Origin of the sequence: Natrinema sp. SYSU A 869 (assembly GCF_019879105.1) — an archaeon.
Lineage (GTDB): Archaea > Halobacteriota > Halobacteria > Halobacteriales > Natrialbaceae > Natrinema.
Window position 1 is genome coordinate 357,097 of record NZ_CP082248.1, and the last position, 20,409, is coordinate 377,505.

General features: G+C 57.0%; 12 protein-coding genes and 5 pseudogenes. 12 read left to right on the forward strand and 5 right to left on the reverse strand.

Annotated features, from left to right (window positions below):
• Positions 1-607 precede the first annotated feature (607 nt).
• From K6I40_RS28050 to K6I40_RS05590, 5 genes and pseudogenes are all read left to right on the forward strand, one after another.
• Positions 608-2,637, forward strand: a pseudogene (locus K6I40_RS28050) (ATP-binding protein).
• Positions 2,638-2,861: 224 nt separating this feature from the next.
• Positions 2,862-4,094 (forward strand): annotated as a pseudogene (locus tag K6I40_RS05575) (transposase).
• A gap of 24 nt (positions 4,095-4,118) precedes the next feature.
• Positions 4,119-4,280, forward strand: a pseudogene (locus K6I40_RS05580) (ATP-binding protein); the annotation flags it as partial.
• 70 nt (positions 4,281-4,350) lie between these two features.
• Positions 4,351-5,038, forward strand: a pseudogene (locus K6I40_RS05585) (DDE-type integrase/transposase/recombinase).
• A 237-nt stretch (positions 5,039-5,275) separates the two neighbouring features.
• A complete protein-coding gene (locus tag K6I40_RS05590; protein ID WP_255681665.1) occupies positions 5,276-6,514 on the forward strand; it encodes an MFS transporter in 1,239 nt (412 codons plus the stop codon).
• A 1,023-nt stretch (positions 6,515-7,537) separates the two neighbouring features.
• Here the strand turns inward: K6I40_RS05590 and K6I40_RS05595 are convergent.
• The 4 genes from K6I40_RS05595 to K6I40_RS05610 form a co-directional block, all read right to left on the reverse strand.
• Positions 7,538-8,641: a mannonate dehydratase gene (locus tag K6I40_RS05595; protein ID WP_255681666.1), complete on the reverse strand. Its 1,104-nt coding sequence runs from the start codon at positions 8,639-8,641 to the stop codon at positions 7,538-7,540.
• A 249-nt stretch (positions 8,642-8,890) separates the two neighbouring features.
• Positions 8,891-9,712, reverse strand: a complete 822-nt coding sequence (locus tag K6I40_RS05600) for a fumarylacetoacetate hydrolase family protein (protein ID WP_222914774.1) — start codon at positions 9,710-9,712, stop codon at positions 8,891-8,893.
• Positions 9,709-10,056, reverse strand: a complete 348-nt coding sequence (locus K6I40_RS05605) for a cupin domain-containing protein (RefSeq protein ID WP_222914776.1) — start codon at positions 10,054-10,056, stop codon at positions 9,709-9,711. The genes K6I40_RS05600 and K6I40_RS05605 overlap by 4 nt, the downstream gene beginning before the upstream one ends.
• Entirely contained in the window at positions 10,053-10,844 is a 792-nt protein-coding gene (locus tag K6I40_RS05610) for an SDR family oxidoreductase (RefSeq protein ID WP_222914778.1), read from the reverse strand. The genes K6I40_RS05605 and K6I40_RS05610 overlap by 4 nt, the downstream gene beginning before the upstream one ends.
• A 491-nt stretch (positions 10,845-11,335) precedes the next feature.
• Here K6I40_RS05610 and K6I40_RS28885 point away from each other — a divergent pair, with 491 nt between their 5' ends.
• Entirely contained in the window at positions 11,336-12,106 is a 771-nt protein-coding gene (locus K6I40_RS28885; protein WP_222914916.1) for an IclR family transcriptional regulator, read from the forward strand.
• A 3-nt stretch (positions 12,107-12,109) separates the two neighbouring features.
• Here the strand turns inward: K6I40_RS28885 and K6I40_RS05620 are convergent, their stop codons facing one another.
• Positions 12,110-13,402 (reverse strand): DUF362 domain-containing protein, encoded by a 1,293-nt coding sequence (locus tag K6I40_RS05620; RefSeq protein ID WP_222914780.1) that lies wholly within the window; start codon positions 13,400-13,402, stop codon positions 12,110-12,112.
• Between the two features lie 91 nt (positions 13,403-13,493).
• On the opposite strand from K6I40_RS05620, the pseudogene K6I40_RS05625 reads away from it, so the two are divergent.
• The 6 genes and pseudogenes from K6I40_RS05625 to K6I40_RS05650 all read left to right on the forward strand — a co-directional run bounded on the left by K6I40_RS05625 (position 13,494) and on the right by K6I40_RS05650 (position 20,052).
• Positions 13,494-14,605, forward strand: a pseudogene (locus K6I40_RS05625) (mandelate racemase/muconate lactonizing enzyme family protein).
• A 55-nt stretch (positions 14,606-14,660) separates the two neighbouring features.
• Entirely contained in the window at positions 14,661-15,881 is a 1,221-nt protein-coding gene (locus tag K6I40_RS05630) for a mandelate racemase/muconate lactonizing enzyme family protein (protein ID WP_222914782.1), read from the forward strand.
• A 133-nt stretch (positions 15,882-16,014) separates the two neighbouring features.
• Positions 16,015-16,443, forward strand: coding sequence for a universal stress protein (locus tag K6I40_RS05635; RefSeq protein WP_222914784.1), 429 nt, complete (start codon positions 16,015-16,017; stop codon positions 16,441-16,443).
• Between the two features lie 290 nt (positions 16,444-16,733).
• Complete coding sequence (locus tag K6I40_RS05640; RefSeq protein ID WP_222914786.1) at positions 16,734-17,768, forward strand: TAXI family TRAP transporter solute-binding subunit; 1,035 nt, start codon at positions 16,734-16,736, stop codon at positions 17,766-17,768.
• A gap of 59 nt (positions 17,769-17,827) precedes the next feature.
• Positions 17,828-19,822, forward strand: coding sequence for a TRAP transporter fused permease subunit (locus tag K6I40_RS05645; protein WP_222914787.1), 1,995 nt, complete (start codon positions 17,828-17,830; stop codon positions 19,820-19,822).
• Positions 19,819-20,052, forward strand: a complete 234-nt coding sequence (locus K6I40_RS05650; RefSeq protein ID WP_222914789.1) for a hypothetical protein — start codon at positions 19,819-19,821, stop codon at positions 20,050-20,052. The genes K6I40_RS05645 and K6I40_RS05650 overlap by 4 nt, the downstream gene beginning before the upstream one ends.
• Positions 20,053-20,409 lie beyond the last annotated feature (357 nt).

The following is a 20,409-nucleotide window of genomic DNA, read 5'->3' on the forward strand; positions in this document are numbered from 1 at the left end:
TGTGTAACGTTAATTGAGGATCACACTAGCTACCACTGCGAGGACGAGATAGCTATCTAGTGGCATGACGGCAACCACTGACTTCTGTGCACACAATGCAGTACGGTCACTCACTGCACATGGGGAGTTCCCCGCTCTTCCGATTGCCTCTTCACTTGCACTCGTCTAACATGGAGTTTCGATACACCCTGCAGTCATTCGGCTGTGACATCCTCCCCGCTGTAAATTAGTACAGAGAGTATGATCCACTACATGTAGCACAATCTCTGAGTAAAAGGTTCTAACAGTTACTATAGTGACGCGATTCTGGCATAGACCGGCGTTTTAGCGGCTGTTATGTCTTCAGTGCTGATCCCAGTGATTGTTTCCCTCGTGAGAGTGCTAAGACAGTCAAATTTCTGCCGCTTATAGAAAGAGTCTCGTTATGACATACCCTCTATGGTTGTTTCACAGTCGACATTGCAACCTCACTATCTTCGAGCCTTGCGGCTTTTCGTATCTAGACAGTGCCCAGCGACTCGAGATATCCGTCGACTGGCGTTTGCAGAGTAGAACTACTTAGTAGACCGCGTGCTTTTATGACCAACGTCGTTACAGAGATAATAGAATGGAATCGTCCTCGCCGACTAACTCTGAGATCCAGACTCGAATCCATCAACAGGAAGTTATTGCAGAACTTGGCCAACAAGCGTTAGAGACGGACGATCTTGATCAGTTGATGCATGATGTGACAGTAACTGTCGCTGATACGCTTGACAACGAATTCTGTAAGATACTTGAACTCCTTCCCGATGGCGATGAGGTTTTTCTGCGAGAGGGTGTTGGATGGCGAGAAGGACTTGTTGGGAACGCGACAGTTCCGACTGATCTCGACTCTCAGGCGGGCTATACGCTTATTAAGGAGGATCCGGTCATCGTCGACGAACTACATAGTGAGGAGCGCTTCTCTGGACCAGAACTGCTCACGAGCCACGATGTCGTCAGTGGTATCAGTGTTATCATCGGTTCTGTTGAGGATCCATGGGGAATTCTCGGAACACACACAACTGACCACCAGGAGTTTACCGAACACGATGCTAACTTCGTTCAAAGTGTCGCAAATATCCTTGCATCAGCGATTGAACGTGCGGAAAAAGAACAACAATTGCATGAGCGTGAAGCGCATCTGAACGTTGCAACTGACGCTGCATCGATCGGTCTCTGGGTATGGAACATTCAAGAGAACGTCTTCACCGCGGACGAATTCCTTGCGGAAGCATATGGGATGGATTCAGAGGTAGTTACAGCAGGTGCATCAATAGAGACGTTCTTTGAAACCGTCCCCAAAGAAGACGAGGACAGAATCTGGAAACAGCTTGATCGAGCATTGGAAACGGGCGATTTCAGCGTTGAATATCGCGTTCGAAACACAGGCGGTGATCTCATGTGGGTTGTGTCTCGAGGAGCAGTCGAATTCGGTGATGAGGGTACGCCAATCCGGATGCATGGTGCCATCACCGATATCACTAAGCGCAAACGACGCGAGCAGATGATCAAGAAGAGAGAAGAGCGATATCGAGATCTCTTCACTTCGATGTCTGAAGGATATTGCGTTATCGAAAAATCAATTCACCGCCAGAGAAACCGCTTGACTTCCACTACGTCGAAGCGAACCCGACCTTCGAAGAACATACTGGTATCCAAGACGTCGTCGGAAAGACGCTCCGGGAGGTGATACCAGGAGAAGCCACAGAATGGGCCGAACTCTACGAGGATGTTGTACAGACCGGCGAACCAGTCCGGTTCGAACGCGAACTCGTGACACAAAAGCGTGTTCTCGAGTGCTATGCATTTCCAGTCGGAGATGAGACAGAAGACTTGGTTGGTGTGCTTTTCACGGATGTTACTGAACGGGTCAACCGCGAACGACAACTGGAGGAGTTAGTCGAACGGTTAGAAGCCTCTAACGAGCGCTTAGAACAATTTGCCTATGCCGCATCACATGACCTACAGGAGCCGCTTCGAATGGTATCAAGCTATCTGCAGCTCATTGAGCGCCGGTACGGCGACCAGTTCGACGAGGATGGGGAGGAGTTCCTTCAATTTGCAGTAGATGGGGCTAATCGAATGCGCGAGATGATCGATGGCCTACTTGCGTATTCTCGTATCGAAACGGAGGGTAATCCCCTCGAGCCAGTTAATCTGAATCTGACACTTGAGGACGTTCTTGATGACCTCCAGCTCCGCCTCGTGGAGAGCAACGCTGAGATAACTGTCGACGAAATGCCTACTGTTGAAGGTGACAGTGGACAGTTACGCCAAGTATTTCAGAACCTGCTAGACAATGCGATCGAATATAGTGGGGATGACCCGCCGCGCGTTCACGTCTCCGCTGAGAAGCAATCTGTAGACCGAGATGAACACATGATATCGGTCAGTGACGAGGGAATTGGGATTGATCCGAGATATAGTGATCAGGTCTTTGAAGTATTTGAGAGCATTCACGGACAGAATGAATATGGTGGGACTGGGATCGGACTTGCAATCTGTGAGCGGATCGTTGAGCGACACGGTGGCGAAATTTGGGTAGAGTCTGAATCAGGCAAAGGTTCAACATTCTCATTCACGTTGCCGGCAGCAAGCACCAGTCGCGAGTGAGCCAGAGATCCAAAACTAGAACCGAGCAAGATGCCTTCTCTGTTTTTATCGTCAAAATCCCTGGTAAGCAGCACCAATCCGAACTGGGAGTCTAATTCGTCGTGATAACCACATTCAAAGTGACATTCTCCCCGGCGTAAACAGTAGTTCCGAATATCAAAATCTGTGCATTATTTATTTTCACCCCGTTCCGATTGAATTGGCTGCTCAGTACAGGTGAGTGAATTACCCAAATTGAGTGGAAGTCTGGTTGCCAAATCGCCACGGACATGGCGTGGGGCAAGTGCGACGCCAAAAGCGACGTACAACCCCTCGCCTACGACGACGTACGCGAACACACCGCCCTCGGGAGTCAGCACTCGATTCTCGCCACCCACCAAGCCGCCCAAGCCATTACCGGCTGTATCGAACGCCGGGCCAAAGGCAAGAAAGTCAGCAAGCCGATGTTCACCAGCCCGACGGTGAAGTACGACACCCGGACCATGACGTTGTTCGATGACGACACCGTGTCTCTCTCCACGACAGAGAGTCGCGTCCGGTGTCCGCTTGCCCTCCCCGACGCCGATGATGGCTACCAGCGACAGTATCTTCACTCGGACGAGTGGGGTGTTACGAAAAGTACACTCACCGCCCGCGACGGCGAGTACTTCTTGCACATCGGGTTCCGCCGACACAAGAACGACACCGAACGGAACACTGCCGAGGACGGAACGGTCCTCGGGGTTGACCTCGGTATCGAAAACCTCGCTGTCACCAGTACCGCCTACTTCTTCAGCGGGCGAGAGTTGACCCATAACCTCCGAGAGTTTGAGAAGGTACGCGCCGGGTTGCAACAGACCGGAACGCGAAGCGCACACCGGACGCTCGTACAGTCGAGCGGTCGGGAACTTCGCTACGTCCGTGACGTGCTACACCGCGCGTCGAACGCGCTGATAGACGAAGCACTCCGCTACGACTGCGACGTAATCGCGTTTGAGAACCTCACCGACATCCGCGACCGAACCGGCGCGTCGTGGGGCCACAAGTGGGCGTTCCGAACGCTCTACGAGCAGGTGGAGTACAAGGCCGAAACGGTCGACGTCTCTGTGAAGCAAGTCGGTTCGGCATACACATCGAACGATGCGCCGAGTGTGGCTTTACGGCAGACGAGAATCGTCCGACTCGTAACGACTTCCGGTGTCAGAAGTGCGAGTCGGAGTCGAACGCGGACTACAATGCGGTCGCTGGACTACGTCCGTCGGGCAGCAAAGTCGCATAGCGACTTTGCGACGGCGAAGAACATCGGTATGCGGTATGTCCGCCGGGGCCAACAGTCGTCTCGGCGGACGGACAACAGTCAGCTTGTCCTGAAGTCTGGAACGGTGACGCCGAGTGGCGGATTTACCGCCCACCCAGACGGGTTCGAGGCCGAGTTTATGGACAAGCCCCACCCTCCACGAGCGAAGTCGTCAGACTGAGCGAAGTAGGGTGGGGTAGTTGACAGCCTCCACCCGAATGACGACTATGCGGGGACGGGGATCGGGCTTGCACTGTGCGAGCGCATCGTCGAGCGCCACGGCGGTGATATCTGGGTGGAGTCCGAATCTGGTGACGGAGCAACGTTCTCGTTCACGCTGCCAAGAACGACCAATGACGATTCATGACTGAGCTACGGGCACTGTCTAGTTGAGTCAGTTTGAGAAGTGAACAGGTCGTTGAATGAATTGGAATAGAATGCTCTCAGACCCACTCAGAGAGAGTTATGCGGCGTATTTAGAAAAACCATGGGAGAATGAGCGGACGGCGACGTCCATCAGGGCGTTCGCCGTCCGTCTTCATCAGACCGGTTATTCGCTTCGGGAGACAATAATGATTCTCGCTGAATTAGTAGTGAAACGCCTCTCATGGGGTGGTTTGGAATTGGGTACATCGGCTGGCTGACAGCGGACGTGACTCGCCGATGTCCACGAGAGCGAAGTTCTCGTGCGACTCATCAGAACGCAAAGCGTTCTGAGGACGGCGACGCCGTCGCGGGTCGCTGTTGACAAGACTACTGTCAAGATTACGGCGATCGGTTTTGGTTGTATGATGCAATAGACATCGAGACAAAATTGATTCTCAACGTCGCATTGTTGGTCGGTACGGTCCCGATCCGGCGGCTGCATTTCTGTATAAACTCCGCGAGAAATATAATCTCTCGAATACTACGTTTCTCGTCAATGGCCACGGCTATCTGACTTCTCTTTCTCGATTAGAAGTAAGAAGTCAACTTGACTACGTTAAGTGAAACCTGATCAAAAGTGGTTTCACTCCCTCAGAATGTGGAGTGACCGCTTCTATAACTCATGAGTTGGCAGTCGGTCAAGCGTCAGAGAGACATGTCCAGTTTGTACACTACTATAACGCACAACGACCGCACTAGTCATTCAACGAACAAACTTCAGTGGAGGTGCTAAACTAGATACTGCCTCTATGAGGAATGTACGTCCATCATATCGGACCGGGAATCGTTCTGTTATGATATCTATCGCAAAGACGACATTAGCGCGTAAACGCTGCTGGAAGACGTGCTTTTTACCCGCGGGAAACCGTCCCTTCAGTCAGTGCTATGGATACGAACGACCGATCTATTATACGGTTTGTCATGTTGTCTCATGCAATGGTGCATACCTACGAACTCTCTATCCCGATTCTCATGCTCTTGTGGGTTAGCGAATTTTCAATTTCGATCGGATCCCTTGCCGTCGTCGTTTCCGCGGGCTACGCCATGTTCGGGTTGGGAGCGCTCCCGAGCGGTGTTCTCTCTGACATCTATGGATCGCGAACGCTGATCGTCTGCTGTCTCGTCGGAATGGGCGCGTCATTTCTACTCCTGAGTGTCGCACCGAGTCTCCCCGTCCTCGTCCTCGCACTGGTTTGCTGGGGTGTCGCAGCGAGTGTCTATCACCCGGCGGGGCTTGCACTCATCAGCACAGGTACCGTCGATCGCGGCTCCGCGTTCGCCTATCACGGGATGGCAGGGAATGCTGGAATCGCACTCGGTCCACTGGCGACTGCCCTACTCTTGCTCGTCGTCGACTGGCGGTTCGTCACTATGCTGCTGTCGATTCCCGCCCTGTTCGTCGCGTTATACGCACTGACGGTTCGATTCAACGAAACTGCAGGAACGAACGAGCGACAGGCCGATACCGACTCGAGCGACACGACCTCGGCCACGTCGCTGTCTGAGCTGTGGATCGGCTCGAAAGCACTGTTTGCCACCGGTTTCAGCATCGTCTTCGTCATCGTGATGCTCAACGGACTGTTTTATCGCGGGGCACTAACCTTGTTACCCGAGATACTCACCACGCTGCTCGAGCCAGCCGTCGGGGACATCCAGGTATTCAACCCGGACTCCCCGATGGCGGCGGAGTTCGAACCGTCCCGGTACTTCTATACGGGACTCCTGATGGTTGGCATCGGCGGGCAGTACGTCGGCGGGAAACTCACCGAACGAATCCCGACCGAACGGGGTCTGATGGCCGTATTCGGCTCACTCGCGGTCACCGCGCTCGCTTTCGTTCCCGCTGCACGGGCGAATATCGTCTTGCTTGCCCTGGTCAGTGCGGTGCTCGGATTCCTGCTCTTTATGATCCAGCCGCTCTATCAGGCGACGATTGCACAGTACTCCCCGGCGAACGCTCGCGGCCTCTCCTACGGATTCACGTACGTGGGCACGTTCGGAATCGGCGCACTCGGAGCCGCCATCACCGGGATCATCTATGATGGCTTCGGTACGTTCGCGATGTTTATGACGCTCGCCGGGTTCGCGCTCCTCGCGTCCCTTCTCAGCTATTCGCTGCTCGCCAGTGGCTATACTGGGGCGAGCCCAGACGCAGTGAAAACGGGTGATGATTAGTGTATTTATTCCGATGGAACGACGATATCAAGTCTCACCAAACCGTTTCTCGACACCTCACTTACTACCCTTGAGGCTATCGAAACCGAGTGCGATGAGCGATCGATCACTGAGGATACTGACAGTCTCGCGGAGAGAACAGACGCTGGAAACCAGTGCAACCAGCACGATTGCATTGCGGACAGTTGTGGGACCGCCAGCGGACCGTTCCCCGTGCTCCTGAACAGCCCGGTGCTGGCGGACGAGTGGGTCATCTCGGAGCGTACATCCGCTTCGAAGCACGCTCAGCAGACGGGAACAGGAACTGGCGGTTCTCACGGCGGCACACGAGTTCGACTGTGCCTACGAGAGCTGCGCATGCGCCGATAGCCCGACAGGAGAGGGTTCCGGAGGATACTATCAACGCCGTCGCCAGCCAAGACTCCCCGATGGGCTAGCAGCGACCGATACTCTCATCGTCCGGTACCCCCGTGAGATCCTCTGCGAGCACGCCGTTTCCGAGACGACGTTCCAGCACGCCGAAGATTACGTCGGCTCGGTGAATGACGGAACTGATCACGATGATCGGGCATTACAGCATGCTGGCGTGCGTATTAAGCGCATTCGAGGTTCGTCCGGAAGAAGCGCCACCCTCCCTATCGTACATTACACACGAGACGAACGGAACGGGACCACGAGAACCGTCGGATCGACCGTCGCGGATCAGTCGAGAACGCATCGACACCGATTGGAGTGACCGAGTCATGTATCGACGACCGACGCCAGTTCTCGTTCGATATCATCGAATTCGATCGTTCGGCTTCGGACGTCGGCGTCGTAGCATTCCTTATATCCCGACCGGTCAGAATCGTGACGACATCGTCACTCGCTTCGAGGGCCTCCGTTTGTGACAGGTAGCGAACCCCGGCGACTGCGACGACGCTCGAGGTGAACTAGTACGCTAACCTCCGACGTATGATATCTACTCATTCTACATCAAATCCCGATGTACGCACGAATTACAGCTGTACACCTGCGTTCTCATCAGATCGACTTAAGCATTCCCTTGAGGTAGCCGACAGTGTAGGATCGACCGAGCGTACTTCCGAACTCCCAGTCAGTCTCTCCCTCCATCAGTGGAACGTGATCGGGCGTCATCACACCCGAGAATCCAACTTCACCGAGCGCCTGTATAACCTCGTACTCGTCAAAGTTTCCGTCCGCGTCGTCAACGAACGTTTCGTAGAACTTGGGAACAGTTCCGACGACATCTCGGAAGTGGACATAGATTATATCGTGTTCATCTCCGAAGTGTCGAATCACCTCCGGAATATCTTCGCCCATCTCCGACCAGCAGCCGAGACATAGCTTTAAGCCGTGATTTTCGCTCGAATGTATACTGAGCGCGCGCTCAAAGTTCTCAAAGTTTCGGAAGAGCAATGGAATTCCGAACAGTTCCTCGACTGGTGGGTCACTCGGATGGACGCCGAGCTTCACGCCGGCGTCCTCTGCGACGGGAATCACTTCCGCGAGAAACTCTTCGTAACGGTCCCACATCTCCGCCTCTGTGACGTCGCGTTGGAGCTCACTTCGGGATACTGTCTCGAGATCGTCAATATCAAATGCAGACGCCTTCGAACCGCCTCGAACGGCGTATTCGCGAGTGGTTCGAACTGCACCATCGGGTGGATGTCCGCTGTACCCGAGCACGTGGATTCCCGCGGCACCCATGTTCCTGATAGTCTCCGTGATGACATCAAGTTGTGCTTGGCGATCTCCATCGTTCAGAAGAATCTCGTACAGGGGAATCGGCATCTTCTCCACGGCATACAGCCGGAGGCCTGCGTCGTTCGCTCGGTTCCGAAGTCCGCTAAGCTCGTCTACCGACCACGCCGTCCCAAGCGGGAGTGCCGATTCGAATCCCTCATGTCGATGAGGAGTTACTAGCACGTCCTTCACGCCGAGTTGTGAGGCAAATCGGAGGAAGTCGTCTGTCGCTGGTTTGTACGTGCCGATAGCGACACGCATCTCTTCAGGATCCGTTTGGATATTCTCGGTTTGGTCGTTGAGACTGGTCGTTGTCGGCATTGTCCCTTCCAAACCGATAATCCTACTTAAAGGTTTTGTCAGGGAGTTCAAGAACGCCATCTGATCGCCTCTCTCGGCAAGTGATTGTACAGCGCATTTGCGTTGCGCAAGATGACTTGCCGACTGAACGAAAGCAGCGAATCCATCAGATTACTCATCCAGTTTCGCTTCCTCTATGGTACTACTATACTAGCATTGATTCGATCCAACGTCGTTGGCGATTCCGGAGCCAATCCGAGCAACGATCCACTTTCGTTCGTGGGTATCGATCACCTCCAAGCCGAGTAAGAGTCCGGCGTCGATCGCCGGTCAGCGGACGACCGGTGCATCGACGGAGCCGATAGTCTCGACGGACGCACGAACGTGATCGCCTGGATCGATCCCTTCCGCACCGGGTGTCCCCGTGCTGAAGAGATCGCCCGGTTCGAGCGTCATCACGTCCGAGTGGAAGGAGACGATCTCTCGCGGCGGGAACAGCATATTATTGACCTCGTTCTCGGCCGCGACCGTCTCATTGACGATTGTCTGGACCGTCACGTCCTCGAGGGTTGGCGATTCATCCGGAACGGCGATCATCGGGCCGACGACGAGGAACGAGTCGAAACTCTTGGCCCGCGTGAGAAATCGCGGATTCCGCTGGAGGATGTCCTCAGCGGTCATGTCGATAACGGGAAGATAGCCCGCGATCACGTCGTCGACCGCCTCATCGTTGACGTTGCGACACTCCCGACCGATCAGCACGGCGAGTTCGGCTTCCGCCGTCACGTCGTCGCTCTGGTCGGTCGGTGGGAGCCGGATCGGCCCACCGGGACCGGTAACCGCGTTCGCCGGTTTCAGGAAACTCGCGGGTTCGTCGGGCCGTTGCTCATCCAGATCGCCGGCGTGTTCGGCATAGTTCAGGCCAATTCCCCAGAGTTTGCCGAACCGCGAGAGCGGCGGCCCGAACCGGACGTGCTGGCGGTCGATCCGATCAGCGGGAGCGTTGTCGATGTCGGGTAGCGTTCCGCTTGCAGCGTACGGAAGCGCATCCTGGATGCTCGCTATGTCCGGAGCGGCCGATGAAAGGGGGACGAACCCCTCATCGTCACCGAGTAGCGGTTGCCCGTCGGCCGTTCGTGCAAGGTACTTCATTCGTCTCTCTCGGTCCAGAAGTCGAACGATCGACCGGGTGCGAACACGTCCAGTCCGACCGCCAGTTCGTCACCCGTGTTCTCGACGCGGTGGGGTTCCCCGGACTCGAAGAGGACGGAATCGAACTTTTCCAGCGTCGCTTTATCGTCCTCGGTCGCGACCGTGAGTTCGCCCTCGAGACAGAGACAGACCTGCTCGTTCTCGTGGTCGTGCATCGGCGAACTGTGTCCAGGTGGTTTCTCGAACCACTCGAAGGAGAACTGGTCGCTCCCGGCCATCGAGACGCGTCGCCAGCCGTCCTCGGGTTCGTACGTCTCTGCATCGTCGAAGTCGACTGGTCTCATAGATTCGCCCCCGTGGAACCGCCGTCGATCAGCACGCTTTCACCGTTGATATAGCCCGACAGTGGCGACGAGAGGAAAGCAACGGTGTTCCCGAGTTCCATCGGATTGCCGATCCGATCGAGCGGATTGCTCGCCCAGTCGTCGAGTCCCTCCTCGTAGGAGTCGTAGTCGCCGCGCTCAACCGCTTGGTCGACGAGGTTCTCGATCCGTTCGGTTTCGTGCGGACCGGGAAGCACGGCGTTTGTCCGCACTTTGGGAGCGAACTCCTTCGAGAGCGTCTTCTCGAGACCGATGACGCTCATCCGAACCGAGTTCGACAGCACGAGGCTGTCGATGGCTTCCTTGACGCTTCTGGAGGTGATGTTCACGATCGTTCCCGTTCCCTCGCCGTCCTTGAGGTGGGGTTCGGCCTCGCGTGCCAGGCGGACGACGCTCATCACGAGCAGATCGTACGCCTCGTACCAGTCGTTGTCATCCGTGTCGAGGAACGGGCCGGACGGCGGGCCGCCCGCGCTCGTCACGAGATGGTCGATCCCGCCGAACTCCTCAACGGTCGTTTCGACCAGCGTCTCGATGTCGTCCTCGTTCGTAAGGTCGCCCGGTTGGGCGACGACCCGTCCCGTCGCGACCTTCTCGATCTCGGCTTTCGCTGCCTCAAGGCGTTCCTCGTTGCGTCCGTTGATAACGACGTTCGCACCTTCGCGGGCGAGCGCCTTCGCGGACGCTTTTCCGAGGCCACTCGAGGAGGCCGTTACGAGCGCTGCATTGTCTGTGAGCTGGAGATCCATTCGTCCGTATTCCCCGACGAGAAGGGTAAAAAGATTGGTGTAGCGGTAAGTCACACTTCTCCTACTCGTGATATTCCACGCACCGTCTCACGCTACTTTTCCACTCCAGAGTGGTGATTCCTTTCCGTATTGTGGAATTGATACGCTCCTCGTTGCAAACAAGCCTTTAATCGGGATAGAAGCCGTGAGACAGGATTGAGACCGCTGTTCTGCCACTCTCGGAGATCGTCCCATCGTGTTTCCGACGGCTCGATTTACAATCCTACAATTGTAATCCACTGTTGATCGTACCAGTTCCAGTGGAAATTGGATCCCGGAATGCGGAATATCGTTTAGACAGCGAGTTCGGTGCGCGTCATCGGCGGATGGAGTAGCGATCCGATTTCCCTGTTCGCGGTGGTCTGATCGGACGAGTTCCATATAGCGGAATTTTTAAACCATAGACAATGATGATATAGTATGACAAAACGAGACGCCGGCGGTGGGATCGGATCGGGAGTACGAAGACGAGCTTCGAGATCGTTCACGTACTTCAGGAGAACGGTCCCTCCCGTCTCTCTGAAATCGCCGACGAACTCGATCTCACGGAGAGTACCACACATCGTCATCTCAACACGCTCTGTGACCTCCGGTACGTCTCGCGGCAGGGCGAACGATACCAGATCGGGCTCCGGTTCGCACGGCTGGGACAAGGGGCACGGACGCGAGACCCGGCGTACGAGACGGCACGGCCGTACGTCCAGAACCTCGCCGAGGAGACCCGCGAGCGATCGCAGTTCGTCGTCGAAGGCTACGGACTCGGCATTTACATTCACGTGGAAACCGGCAGCGAAGCCGTGCGAGTCGGGTTCGACGTCGGTCGACAGATCCATCTCCATTGTTCGTCGGCGGGCAAGTCGATCCTCGCGCAGTACCCGCGGGACCGGGTCGACGAAATCTTCGATCGATGGAACCTGCCGGCGCTCACCGAGAACACCATCACCGATCGCGAGGAACTGTACGACGAACTTGAGCGGGTCCGAGAGCGCGGCGTCGCCTTCAATCGGGAGGAACACGTCGACGGAATCAACGGAACCGCAGTCCCCGTTACGCAGGACGGATCGGTGCTCGGTGCGCTCGCCGTCGCGGGGCCGTCCCATCGGCTGAACGGCGAGCGACTCGAGGAGGAGGTTCCGAACATGCTGCTCGCAGCTGCGAATGAACTCGAACTAAATATCACCTACTCGTCGTCCGATAGCCCGGCCGACCACATCGTCGAGTGACCATCACTCGAACGACGCCGTCCCATCGTCGAACGTGAGCTGTACTCGCTCGCGATTGATGACATCATCTGCGATATCCTCGAGCAGGGCGTCCGAGACGTAGAACTCGTCGAGGTCAGTTGTGTTCTCGATCCAGACGATTCTAACCGTTTTCGGGTCGTAGCCGCCGAGGGCGTTCAGCGCGACCCTGAGTGCCAGTTCATCGTTCGGCGCGACTGGGGGTAGCTTCGCTTTGGCGAGTGATCCACTCGTCAACGCGTTCGCGTACGTTTTCTGCAAATCAAGTTGCTCAACGGCGGCTCGACGGGTGATATCTGCTAGCCCGATTCCGTTTCCGTTGCCGCTCGTCTCGTTCGTGAGACCGCGGGTGTAGATGAGATCGATCGCAGGCGTTTCGGGATCGGGCGCGTTGAGGACGCGGTATCTGCCGATTACGTTCGTGTCCATTCCCGCACCGGAAATCTCCTTCCCGAGTTCGTCGACGACGAGCAGATCGATGTCGTTGACCGGAAGCGTCGCCATTTCCGCTCGTGCACGTTCCAGCAGGTCCGGTTCACGCTCTTCGAACGAGGCCGCCGGAATCGCCTCGATGACGCCCGTTTCTTCATAGAAATTTTCGACGAGCGCGAGTCCACCGAGCAACGGAACTTCGTCCCTGATAGCCGCGGTGAGTGACTCGATCGTCGGCACGTACCCCAACGCGAGCGCCGTCGAGTGGAACGCTTGCGCACCCTGTTGCTTGCCGAGTCCGACCGTGAGCATCTTACAGAGACCGCTCTCGATCCGTCCAGTGAAGTTCGTGTGCGGCTTGACTCGGTTGATCACCATCACTGCGTCGGCCTCGAGGGCGGCGTCGGCGAAGTAGACTGGCGTCGTGGTCCCGTTGACGTCCACGTTGTCGAGTTTTGTTGCATCCATGCGCGCATCGATCGGGGCACCGATGCGTTCCTCGGTAATACCTAGTGCCGCGAGAATTTCGCGTTGGCCCTCGGGAGTCGCACCGCCATGACTCCCCATCGCCGGAACGACGACCGGTTTGAATCCCCGATTCTCGAGAGCTGCGACTGTCTCGGCAACGACATCGGCGATCAGGTGGATTCCTCTGCTGCCGACGCCGACGGCCACCGTCGAGCCCGGCTCGAGTTCCTCGAACGCGAGCTGATCCAGTTCCGAACGGACCGTCTCCAGCGGATCGGCGAGGGTCTCGGTTGGCGGTTCGTAGCTGACCCGGGCGAACGACGGGGCGGGTTGTGGATCGATGAGGTTCGCTACGTCGGCCTGATCGGGAAACTCCATACCCAGTGTCTAGGCGCCCAACGTATAGTTCCTATTGGAGATACTTGCCGGTATGTGAATTGCTTTCACTACGTTCGCTCGTTCTCCCAGTATGGAGATCGACCGCATTGAGTCCTTTCCAGTAGAGATACCGCTGGAAGAACCGGTATCATTCTCGAACAGGACGCTCACGTATCGGGATCACGCGATCACGTACGTCCGTACCAAGAGCGGACACGAGGGTGTCGGCTACTCACTCGGATACGAAGGTGCGGGACTCATCGCCGATGCGGTCGAGTCGCTTCTCGAACCGATCGTCGTCGGCGAAGATCCGCGAGATACCGAGCGATTGTGGCGCGAGATGTTCGACGGAACGGTCCAGATCGGCCGGTCGGGAATTCTCCTTCGCGCGATCTCGACGGTCGACATCGCTCTCTGGGACATCAAGGCGAAAGCCGCCGACCAACCACTGTACAAGCTCCTCGGCGGTCACGCTGATTCGGTCCCCGCCTACGCGAGCGGCGGATACTACCGCGACGAGAAGGGCCATGACGCGCTCCGCGATGAGATGCGGCGCTACCTCGACGAAGGCCACGACGTCGTCAAGATGAAGTTGGCCGCCGTTCGATCTCCGAGGAAGCCGACCGTGTTGCGGCCGTTCGCAACGAGATCGGCCCCGATCGAACGTTGCTACTCGATGCCAACGGTGCCTGGTCGGGCGCGACGGACGCGATCCGGGCGTGTCGCGCGTTCGAACCGTACGACCCGTACTTCATCGAGGAACCCGTCATGGTCGATAGCGTCGGTGCGATGACGGCAGTCAACGACGCCATTCCATATCCGGTCGCGACGGGCGAACTCGAGGGGCCGCGCTACGCCTTCGAACGACTCGTCGCCGACGAAGCTGCGAGCATCTTACAACCCGATGCGACCGTCTGTGGCGGGATCACCGAGTGGCTCAAGATTGCTCACTACGCGGCGGCCAACGACATCCAGATCGCGCCACACTACAACTGGAACCTTCACGCGTCCCTCCTCGGTGCGATCGAGAACGGGTGCTGGGTCGAGTACTTCTACCGCGATATGGACGTGAAGGTGTTCGACGATATCGTCGAAACGCCGCTCCGTCCTGACGATACCGGAACGATTCCGCTGTCGGACGATCCGGGCCACGGCGTCGCGCTGGACGACGATGCGCTCGAGCGATTCAAGCAGACTGAGTAGCACCGGACGACCGACTACCAGCAGCCGACCAGACAATCAACATCAGCAGACACCAATGAAAGACTTCTCGAACCAGATTTTGAACCGGAACGCGGATCGCGACGTCGAAATTACCGACATCCAGACCTGTGTCGTCGACGGCAACTTCGAATGGAACCTGATCAAGATCGAAACCGACGCCGGCGTGACCGGGATTGGCGAATCCTATCGGGGCGGCGGCGTTACCGAACTCGTCGAATACACGAAGCGGTTCCTCATCGGCGAAAACCCGCTTGACGTGGAACGACTCTACAGGCGGATCATTCAGGAGATGTCCGGCCACGGCGGGACGACCGGCAAAGTCATCACCGCCGCATCCGGCATTGAGATCGCACTCTGGGACGTTGCCGGAAAGATCCTCGACGTGCCCGTCTACCAGCTGCTCGGCGGAAAGTTCCGCGACGAGGTCCGGATCTACTGCGACTGTCACGCAGGCGAGGCCTATGCCGTCGAGGATGGCTACACCGAGTACGCGGACGCCGACGCCTACTCCCCCAAGGCGTACGCGAACGAAGCGCGGCGCGTCCTCGACATGGGCTTTACCGCGCTCAAGTTCGATCTCGACCTCGAGATGGACAACGATCCGGACCCGTTCAACGGTCGACTCAGCAACGGCGCTATCGAACACAAACGCGAGATTGTCGAGGCCGTTCGCGAGGAGATCGGTTACAACATTGACCTCGCGTTCGACTGTCACTGGGACTACTCGGTCGAGAGCGCCAAGCGCCTCGCCCACAAACTCGAGGAGTACGACCTTATGTGGCTCGAGGATCTGATCCCGCCGGAGAACATGGATGCACAGACCGAGGTCACGAAGGCGACGAAGACACCGGTCGCGACTGGCGAGAACCGGTTCCGGGTCCACGAACTCTCCAATCTGATCTACGACCACGGCGTCGACATCGTGACGCCGGACCCAACGACCGTCGGCGGCCTTGGTGAGACGATGCGGATCGCGGACCGCGCCGAGGAGAACTACATGCCGATCTCTCCGCACAACGTCTGCAGCCCAATCGGGACGATGGCCTGTGTGCATCTCGGTGCTGCCATCCCGAACTTCGACCTCCTCGAGTATCACGCGCTCGAGGTCGACTGGTGGGACGACTTGTACACCCGCGACGAGCCGCTCATCGAGGACGGCTACATCGAGGTGCCGGAGGAACCCGGTCTCGGGATTGAACTGGACGAAGCGGTCGCCAAGGACCATCGGCTCGAGGGGACGGACGGCTTCGACTAACGATCGGAGAGAACGTCCCCGACTAATCGCTGGTGGACGCTATGGCCACGTCGAATACGTGATATGAGATTTATACGAGTAGTATGCTAACATGTAGCAAAAACTTATTACTGGTGGAACGGTAGCAGTGAGTATGTATCGGATACTTGCTCCGATTGGCGAAGACGAGCGACGAGCTCAAGCAGTTGCGGATGTCATCATCGACCTTCCGGGGTCGACTGACGAACTTGCCGTCACTCTGCTGAACGTTTTCGAAGGGTTCGAAGTTTCCGGCGAAGGAGAATCGATCAATTCCGAAGATATTTACGATAAAAGTGAGTTTCCGTCGAGCGTTACGTTAATCGAGGATGAACTCGAGGCGAATGGAATCCGGGTCGCAAAACGCCGAGAACACGGGGACCCGGCAGAAGAGATTTTGGCGGTTGCGACGGAGATCGATACAGATACGATCGTCATGAGCAGCCGAAAACGGAGTCCGACCGGAAAAGTGTTGTTTGGGAGCACCACACAGTCGGTACTGCTCGATGCCGATCGACCAGTAACGGTAACGATGCGCAAGTAGTGCTGACTACTGCGGAGAACCGTGAGAATACTCAAGTTCGGGATTCCTTCAGGTAAGCATACCGGGAACGGTGCCATTAGTGACTAGTCATTCACTTCGATACATCGCGTTCCGTTCGCGGCAACAGTCTCGGAACGGTACTCGCCTCTCATCTCGTGAGGCGCTCGAATGGGTAAACCATCTTCGATATATAATGATTTTATAAATATACCTATTAGATTATTCTCATACCATCTCTTGGAACCAAGAGATAGATTGTTAACCATGCCACATAATACCACAAAATGGATATGCCAGAAGATCGTGTTAATCGACGACGATTCCTGCGAGGGGCAGCAGCTGCAAGTGCAATCGGACTCGCTGGCTGCATGGGTGGCGACGATGACGGAATGCAACTTCGCGTTGGAACATCTGCAGGTGGGACACAAGACGTCGGGTTGGCCGTCGAACGTGCCGTAAGTCAGGAAAGTGACGAACTCGACTACTCGACAGTCGAAAGCCCGGGATACATCGGGACGCTTTACCGACTCGATTCGGATCAGTTCAACGCGGGAATAACTGATAACAACTCGATGTCGAAGGCAGTAGAGGACCGTGGTGATTTCGCGGAACGGGGGGTCGATACGATCCCCTATCAGGGATTCAGCGCGTTCCCGTACAGTATCTACATCGTCGCCCTTGAGGGAACGGGCATCGAGACGTTCGACGACCTCGCGGGTGCAAACGTCTATCCCGCCGAACCGGGGTACTCGACGCGTGCGACGACGCTCGACGTCTGGAGTCAGGACCCGACGGCCGACATCTACGAGGAAATGAACATCATGGACATGGGCGTCAGCGACGCACCGGGTGCCATGGAGGAGGGGCGTATCGACGCTGCGATCGCCTACGGGACGCCGGGCGTCAGCTACACCGGCTTCGTGACCGAGTATGACGCTCGCGTCGACGTCAGTTACGTCGAACCGACCGACGCGCTGATCGAATCCGCCGAGTCGTACGGCGGAGCCGGTACGTCACGGACCCCATACGGAGACTGGGGCCTCGAGCAGGACATCGGTACTGATGAAGTGTTCACCTGGGACCTGGAGGTCAACTACGTCTTCCACTCGGACGCCGGCGACGATGCAGTCTACGAACTGTGCCGCGTCGTCGACGAGCACAACGATACTGTCAACGAGGCCGAAGATCAGTTCAACGACTTCGAATCGACGGAAGACATGCTCGGCCAAGCCCTCGAAGGCGACGACTTCCCGTTCCATCCGGGTGCAGTGGAGTACTATCAGGATAACGATGCCTGGGATGACAGTCTCTCCACCCCCGAGTAATCGATTGGTAGAGTTGCAGAGGGGACGTTCCTAGGTAACACACGAAACAATACCAGACAATGAATTCAGAAACAAAATCCAAGCGTACATTGGCATCAAGAATCCTCCGCGTGCTCGATGTCAGCGTAACCCTCAGTTCGCTCGTGTTCTGGGCAATCGTCCTCTACTGGGCGCGTACCCAGGGGTGGGCCCGGGTAAAGTACGGCGTGATCTTCATTGGAGCCATTCTCACCGTTTACGCCCTTGATCAGGCGCGGCAGGCGTACGATGAAGGTGATCGGATCGACGCCGCCGTCTTGCTGCCCGCGTCGATCGTGCTCATAACGGCATCGATCTATTTCGCGCTGAACTTCGAGCGCGTCTACGTCCATCAACAGGGATACGCGTTCGAACACGAGTACATGCTCGCACGCCTCATCATCGTCTCGATATTGTATCTCACGTGGCGCGAGTTCGGGAATCTGTTCCTCGGCCTTGTCGGCGGCGTGATCCTCTACGGTGTGTACGGCAACATGGCTCCGGGGATCTTGAACCACGGTGGAATGACGGAGCTGACGCTCCTGCAGTCGCTGGTGACCGACCTGTACGGCTTCTACGGGAGTCTCACACAGCTGACTGCCGCGTGGATCGCGCCGTTCCTCCTGTACGCCGGCCTGCTGTTCGCCTACGGCGCGTTCGATTTGATCCTCCGCATCGCGATTGAATCGGCGAACTACATCAGATCCGGTGTGGCCCAGACGGCGGTGCTTTCGTCGACCGTCATCGGGTCGATCAACGGGTCCTATACCGCGAACGCTGCCATGACGGGCTCGTTTACGATCCCGACTATGAAAGACAGCGGAATGGCACCGCACCGAGCGGCCGCCATCGAAGCGGTCGCATCGACCTCCGGACAGGTACTACCGCCCGTCATGGGCGCGTCGGCGTTCGTCATGGCGTCATACCTAGGCATCTCCTATCTCAACATCGTCGTCGCTGGCATCGTTCCGGCGGCGATCCTCGTCGCTTCGATCGCCATCGCCGTCCATTACGTGGCGATCAGTGACACGAGTAGCCAAGAGATGGACTTCGGCGAGTTCTTCGATGAGGAACTGTCCAGCAAACAGAAGACTATCGAAGCGATCCGGTTCGGAATTCCGTTCTTCGTGCTGATCTATTTCCTGGGAGTGGCCCAGTACACGGTGATGACGTCCGCGCTGTGGACGATCGTCGCAATGGTCCTCACCGGTGTCTTCTTCCCCGTGATCCAGCGCGTCATGGATGAATCGGAGACCGGACCCGTCTCGGAATTCGTCGCGCAGTTCTGGAACACGGTCCACGGCTTCCGTCGTGGGGCGCTGATACTCGCGCCCATCGCGATCATCCTGGCAGCGGTCAATGGGGTCGTCGACATCTTTAGCGTGACCGGCGTCCCGAACAAGATCGCCCTGCTATTGATTGACCTCTCGGGTGGAGTCCTGCTGTTCGCCGTGCTCCTTGCGATGCTGGTGAGCATCCTGATGGGCGTCGGTATGCCGACGGTCGCGGCGTACGTCATCGTCGCAATCCTCATCGCACCGACGCTCATCTCGGACTTCAACATTCCCGAGATAACAGCCCATTATACCGTGTTCTACGCCGCGATTCTGGCCGGTATCACTCCGCCGGTCGCGACAGCCGCGGTCGTCACGGCCGGGATCGCCGAGGCGAACTTCTGGCGGGTCTGTGGCGCTGCGATGAAGATCGCTGCACCACTGTTCATCCTGCCGATCGCGTTCGTCTACAACCCGGGGATCATCTCCACGTCGTTCGGACTGACGACCGTGATAGCCGGTTCGTTAGTGCTCCTGGGTGCCCTTACGATTATTTATGGCCTGAACTACCCGTTCAGAATGCGAGTGAGCCGTCGCATCAGTCTTCGAGTCGCGTTGACCGCGATCGGGACGATCGTGATGATCTCCCCCAGCCGGTACGTCAAATTCGCCGGTATCGGCGTCTTTGTCGGCGTCTTCGTCATAGAGAAAGTGATGATCCGCGACATGAACGTGCCGTTCTTCAAAGAGGTGGGACAATGAGCGCGAGTTCGTCCGACGATCCACCGGAAGACATGGTCGACACCGAGAACGTCGGCGGCCTCGGGGAAATCATTCCGCCGTGGATGATGCCCCTCTGGAGTCGCGTGCAACTGATTCAGGACTTCCGCGACACCCACGGGCCGACGTATATCAAGTTCATAGAAGCGATCATCTCGATCGCGCTCACCGGCGGCTACATCTACTGGCTCACCCTCTACTTCGGCGGGTGAGCGTTGACGAGGCATCGCCGCCTCACAGCATTCTTTTTTGCGCGTGCTCGAGAAGCAGAAGCGATAGCACAGTCGCTGGCGCGGAGAGCAGTACTAACACGGATCGCTGACACATCCGCTGCGACCGAACGCCGAGATCAGTCCTGCCACTCGGCTGCTCGCTCGGCGTCGTGAGGGATGTGGGTGTGCTGACCCCGAACGCTGTCCAGGCAATCGTGGAGTTGAGACTCGAACGAGGGGCGGGTGCAGCTTTCGATGATCAATTCGGCGCGTTCGATCGACGAACGACCGCGGACATCTGCGACCCCTGCTCTGTGAGGAAGATGTCGGTGCCGTGTCGGTGTGATCGACGTGAGC

Coding starts and splice junctions, on each gene's coding strand:
- K6I40_RS05590 (WP_255681665.1), top strand. CDS start 5,276: ATGGTGCATACCTACGAACTCTCTATCCCGATTCTCATGCTCTTGTGG.
- K6I40_RS05595 (WP_255681666.1), bottom strand. CDS start 8,641: ATGGCGTTCTTGAACTCCCTGACAAAACCTTTAAGTAGGATTATCGGT.
- K6I40_RS05600 (WP_222914774.1), bottom strand. CDS start 9,712: ATGAAGTACCTTGCACGAACGGCCGACGGGCAACCGCTACTCGGTGAC.
- K6I40_RS05605 (WP_222914776.1), bottom strand. CDS start 10,056: ATGAGACCAGTCGACTTCGACGATGCAGAGACGTACGAACCCGAGGAC.
- K6I40_RS05610 (WP_222914778.1), bottom strand. CDS start 10,844: ATGGATCTCCAGCTCACAGACAATGCAGCGCTCGTAACGGCCTCCTCG.
- K6I40_RS05620 (WP_222914780.1), bottom strand. CDS start 13,402: ATGGAGTTTCCCGATCAGGCCGACGTAGCGAACCTCATCGATCCACAA.
- K6I40_RS05630 (WP_222914782.1), top strand. CDS start 14,661: ATGAAAGACTTCTCGAACCAGATTTTGAACCGGAACGCGGATCGCGAC.
- K6I40_RS05635 (WP_222914784.1), top strand. CDS start 16,015: ATGTATCGGATACTTGCTCCGATTGGCGAAGACGAGCGACGAGCTCAA.
- K6I40_RS05640 (WP_222914786.1), top strand. CDS start 16,734: ATGCCAGAAGATCGTGTTAATCGACGACGATTCCTGCGAGGGGCAGCA.
- K6I40_RS05645 (WP_222914787.1), top strand. CDS start 17,828: ATGAATTCAGAAACAAAATCCAAGCGTACATTGGCATCAAGAATCCTC.
- K6I40_RS05650 (WP_222914789.1), top strand. CDS start 19,819: ATGAGCGCGAGTTCGTCCGACGATCCACCGGAAGACATGGTCGACACC.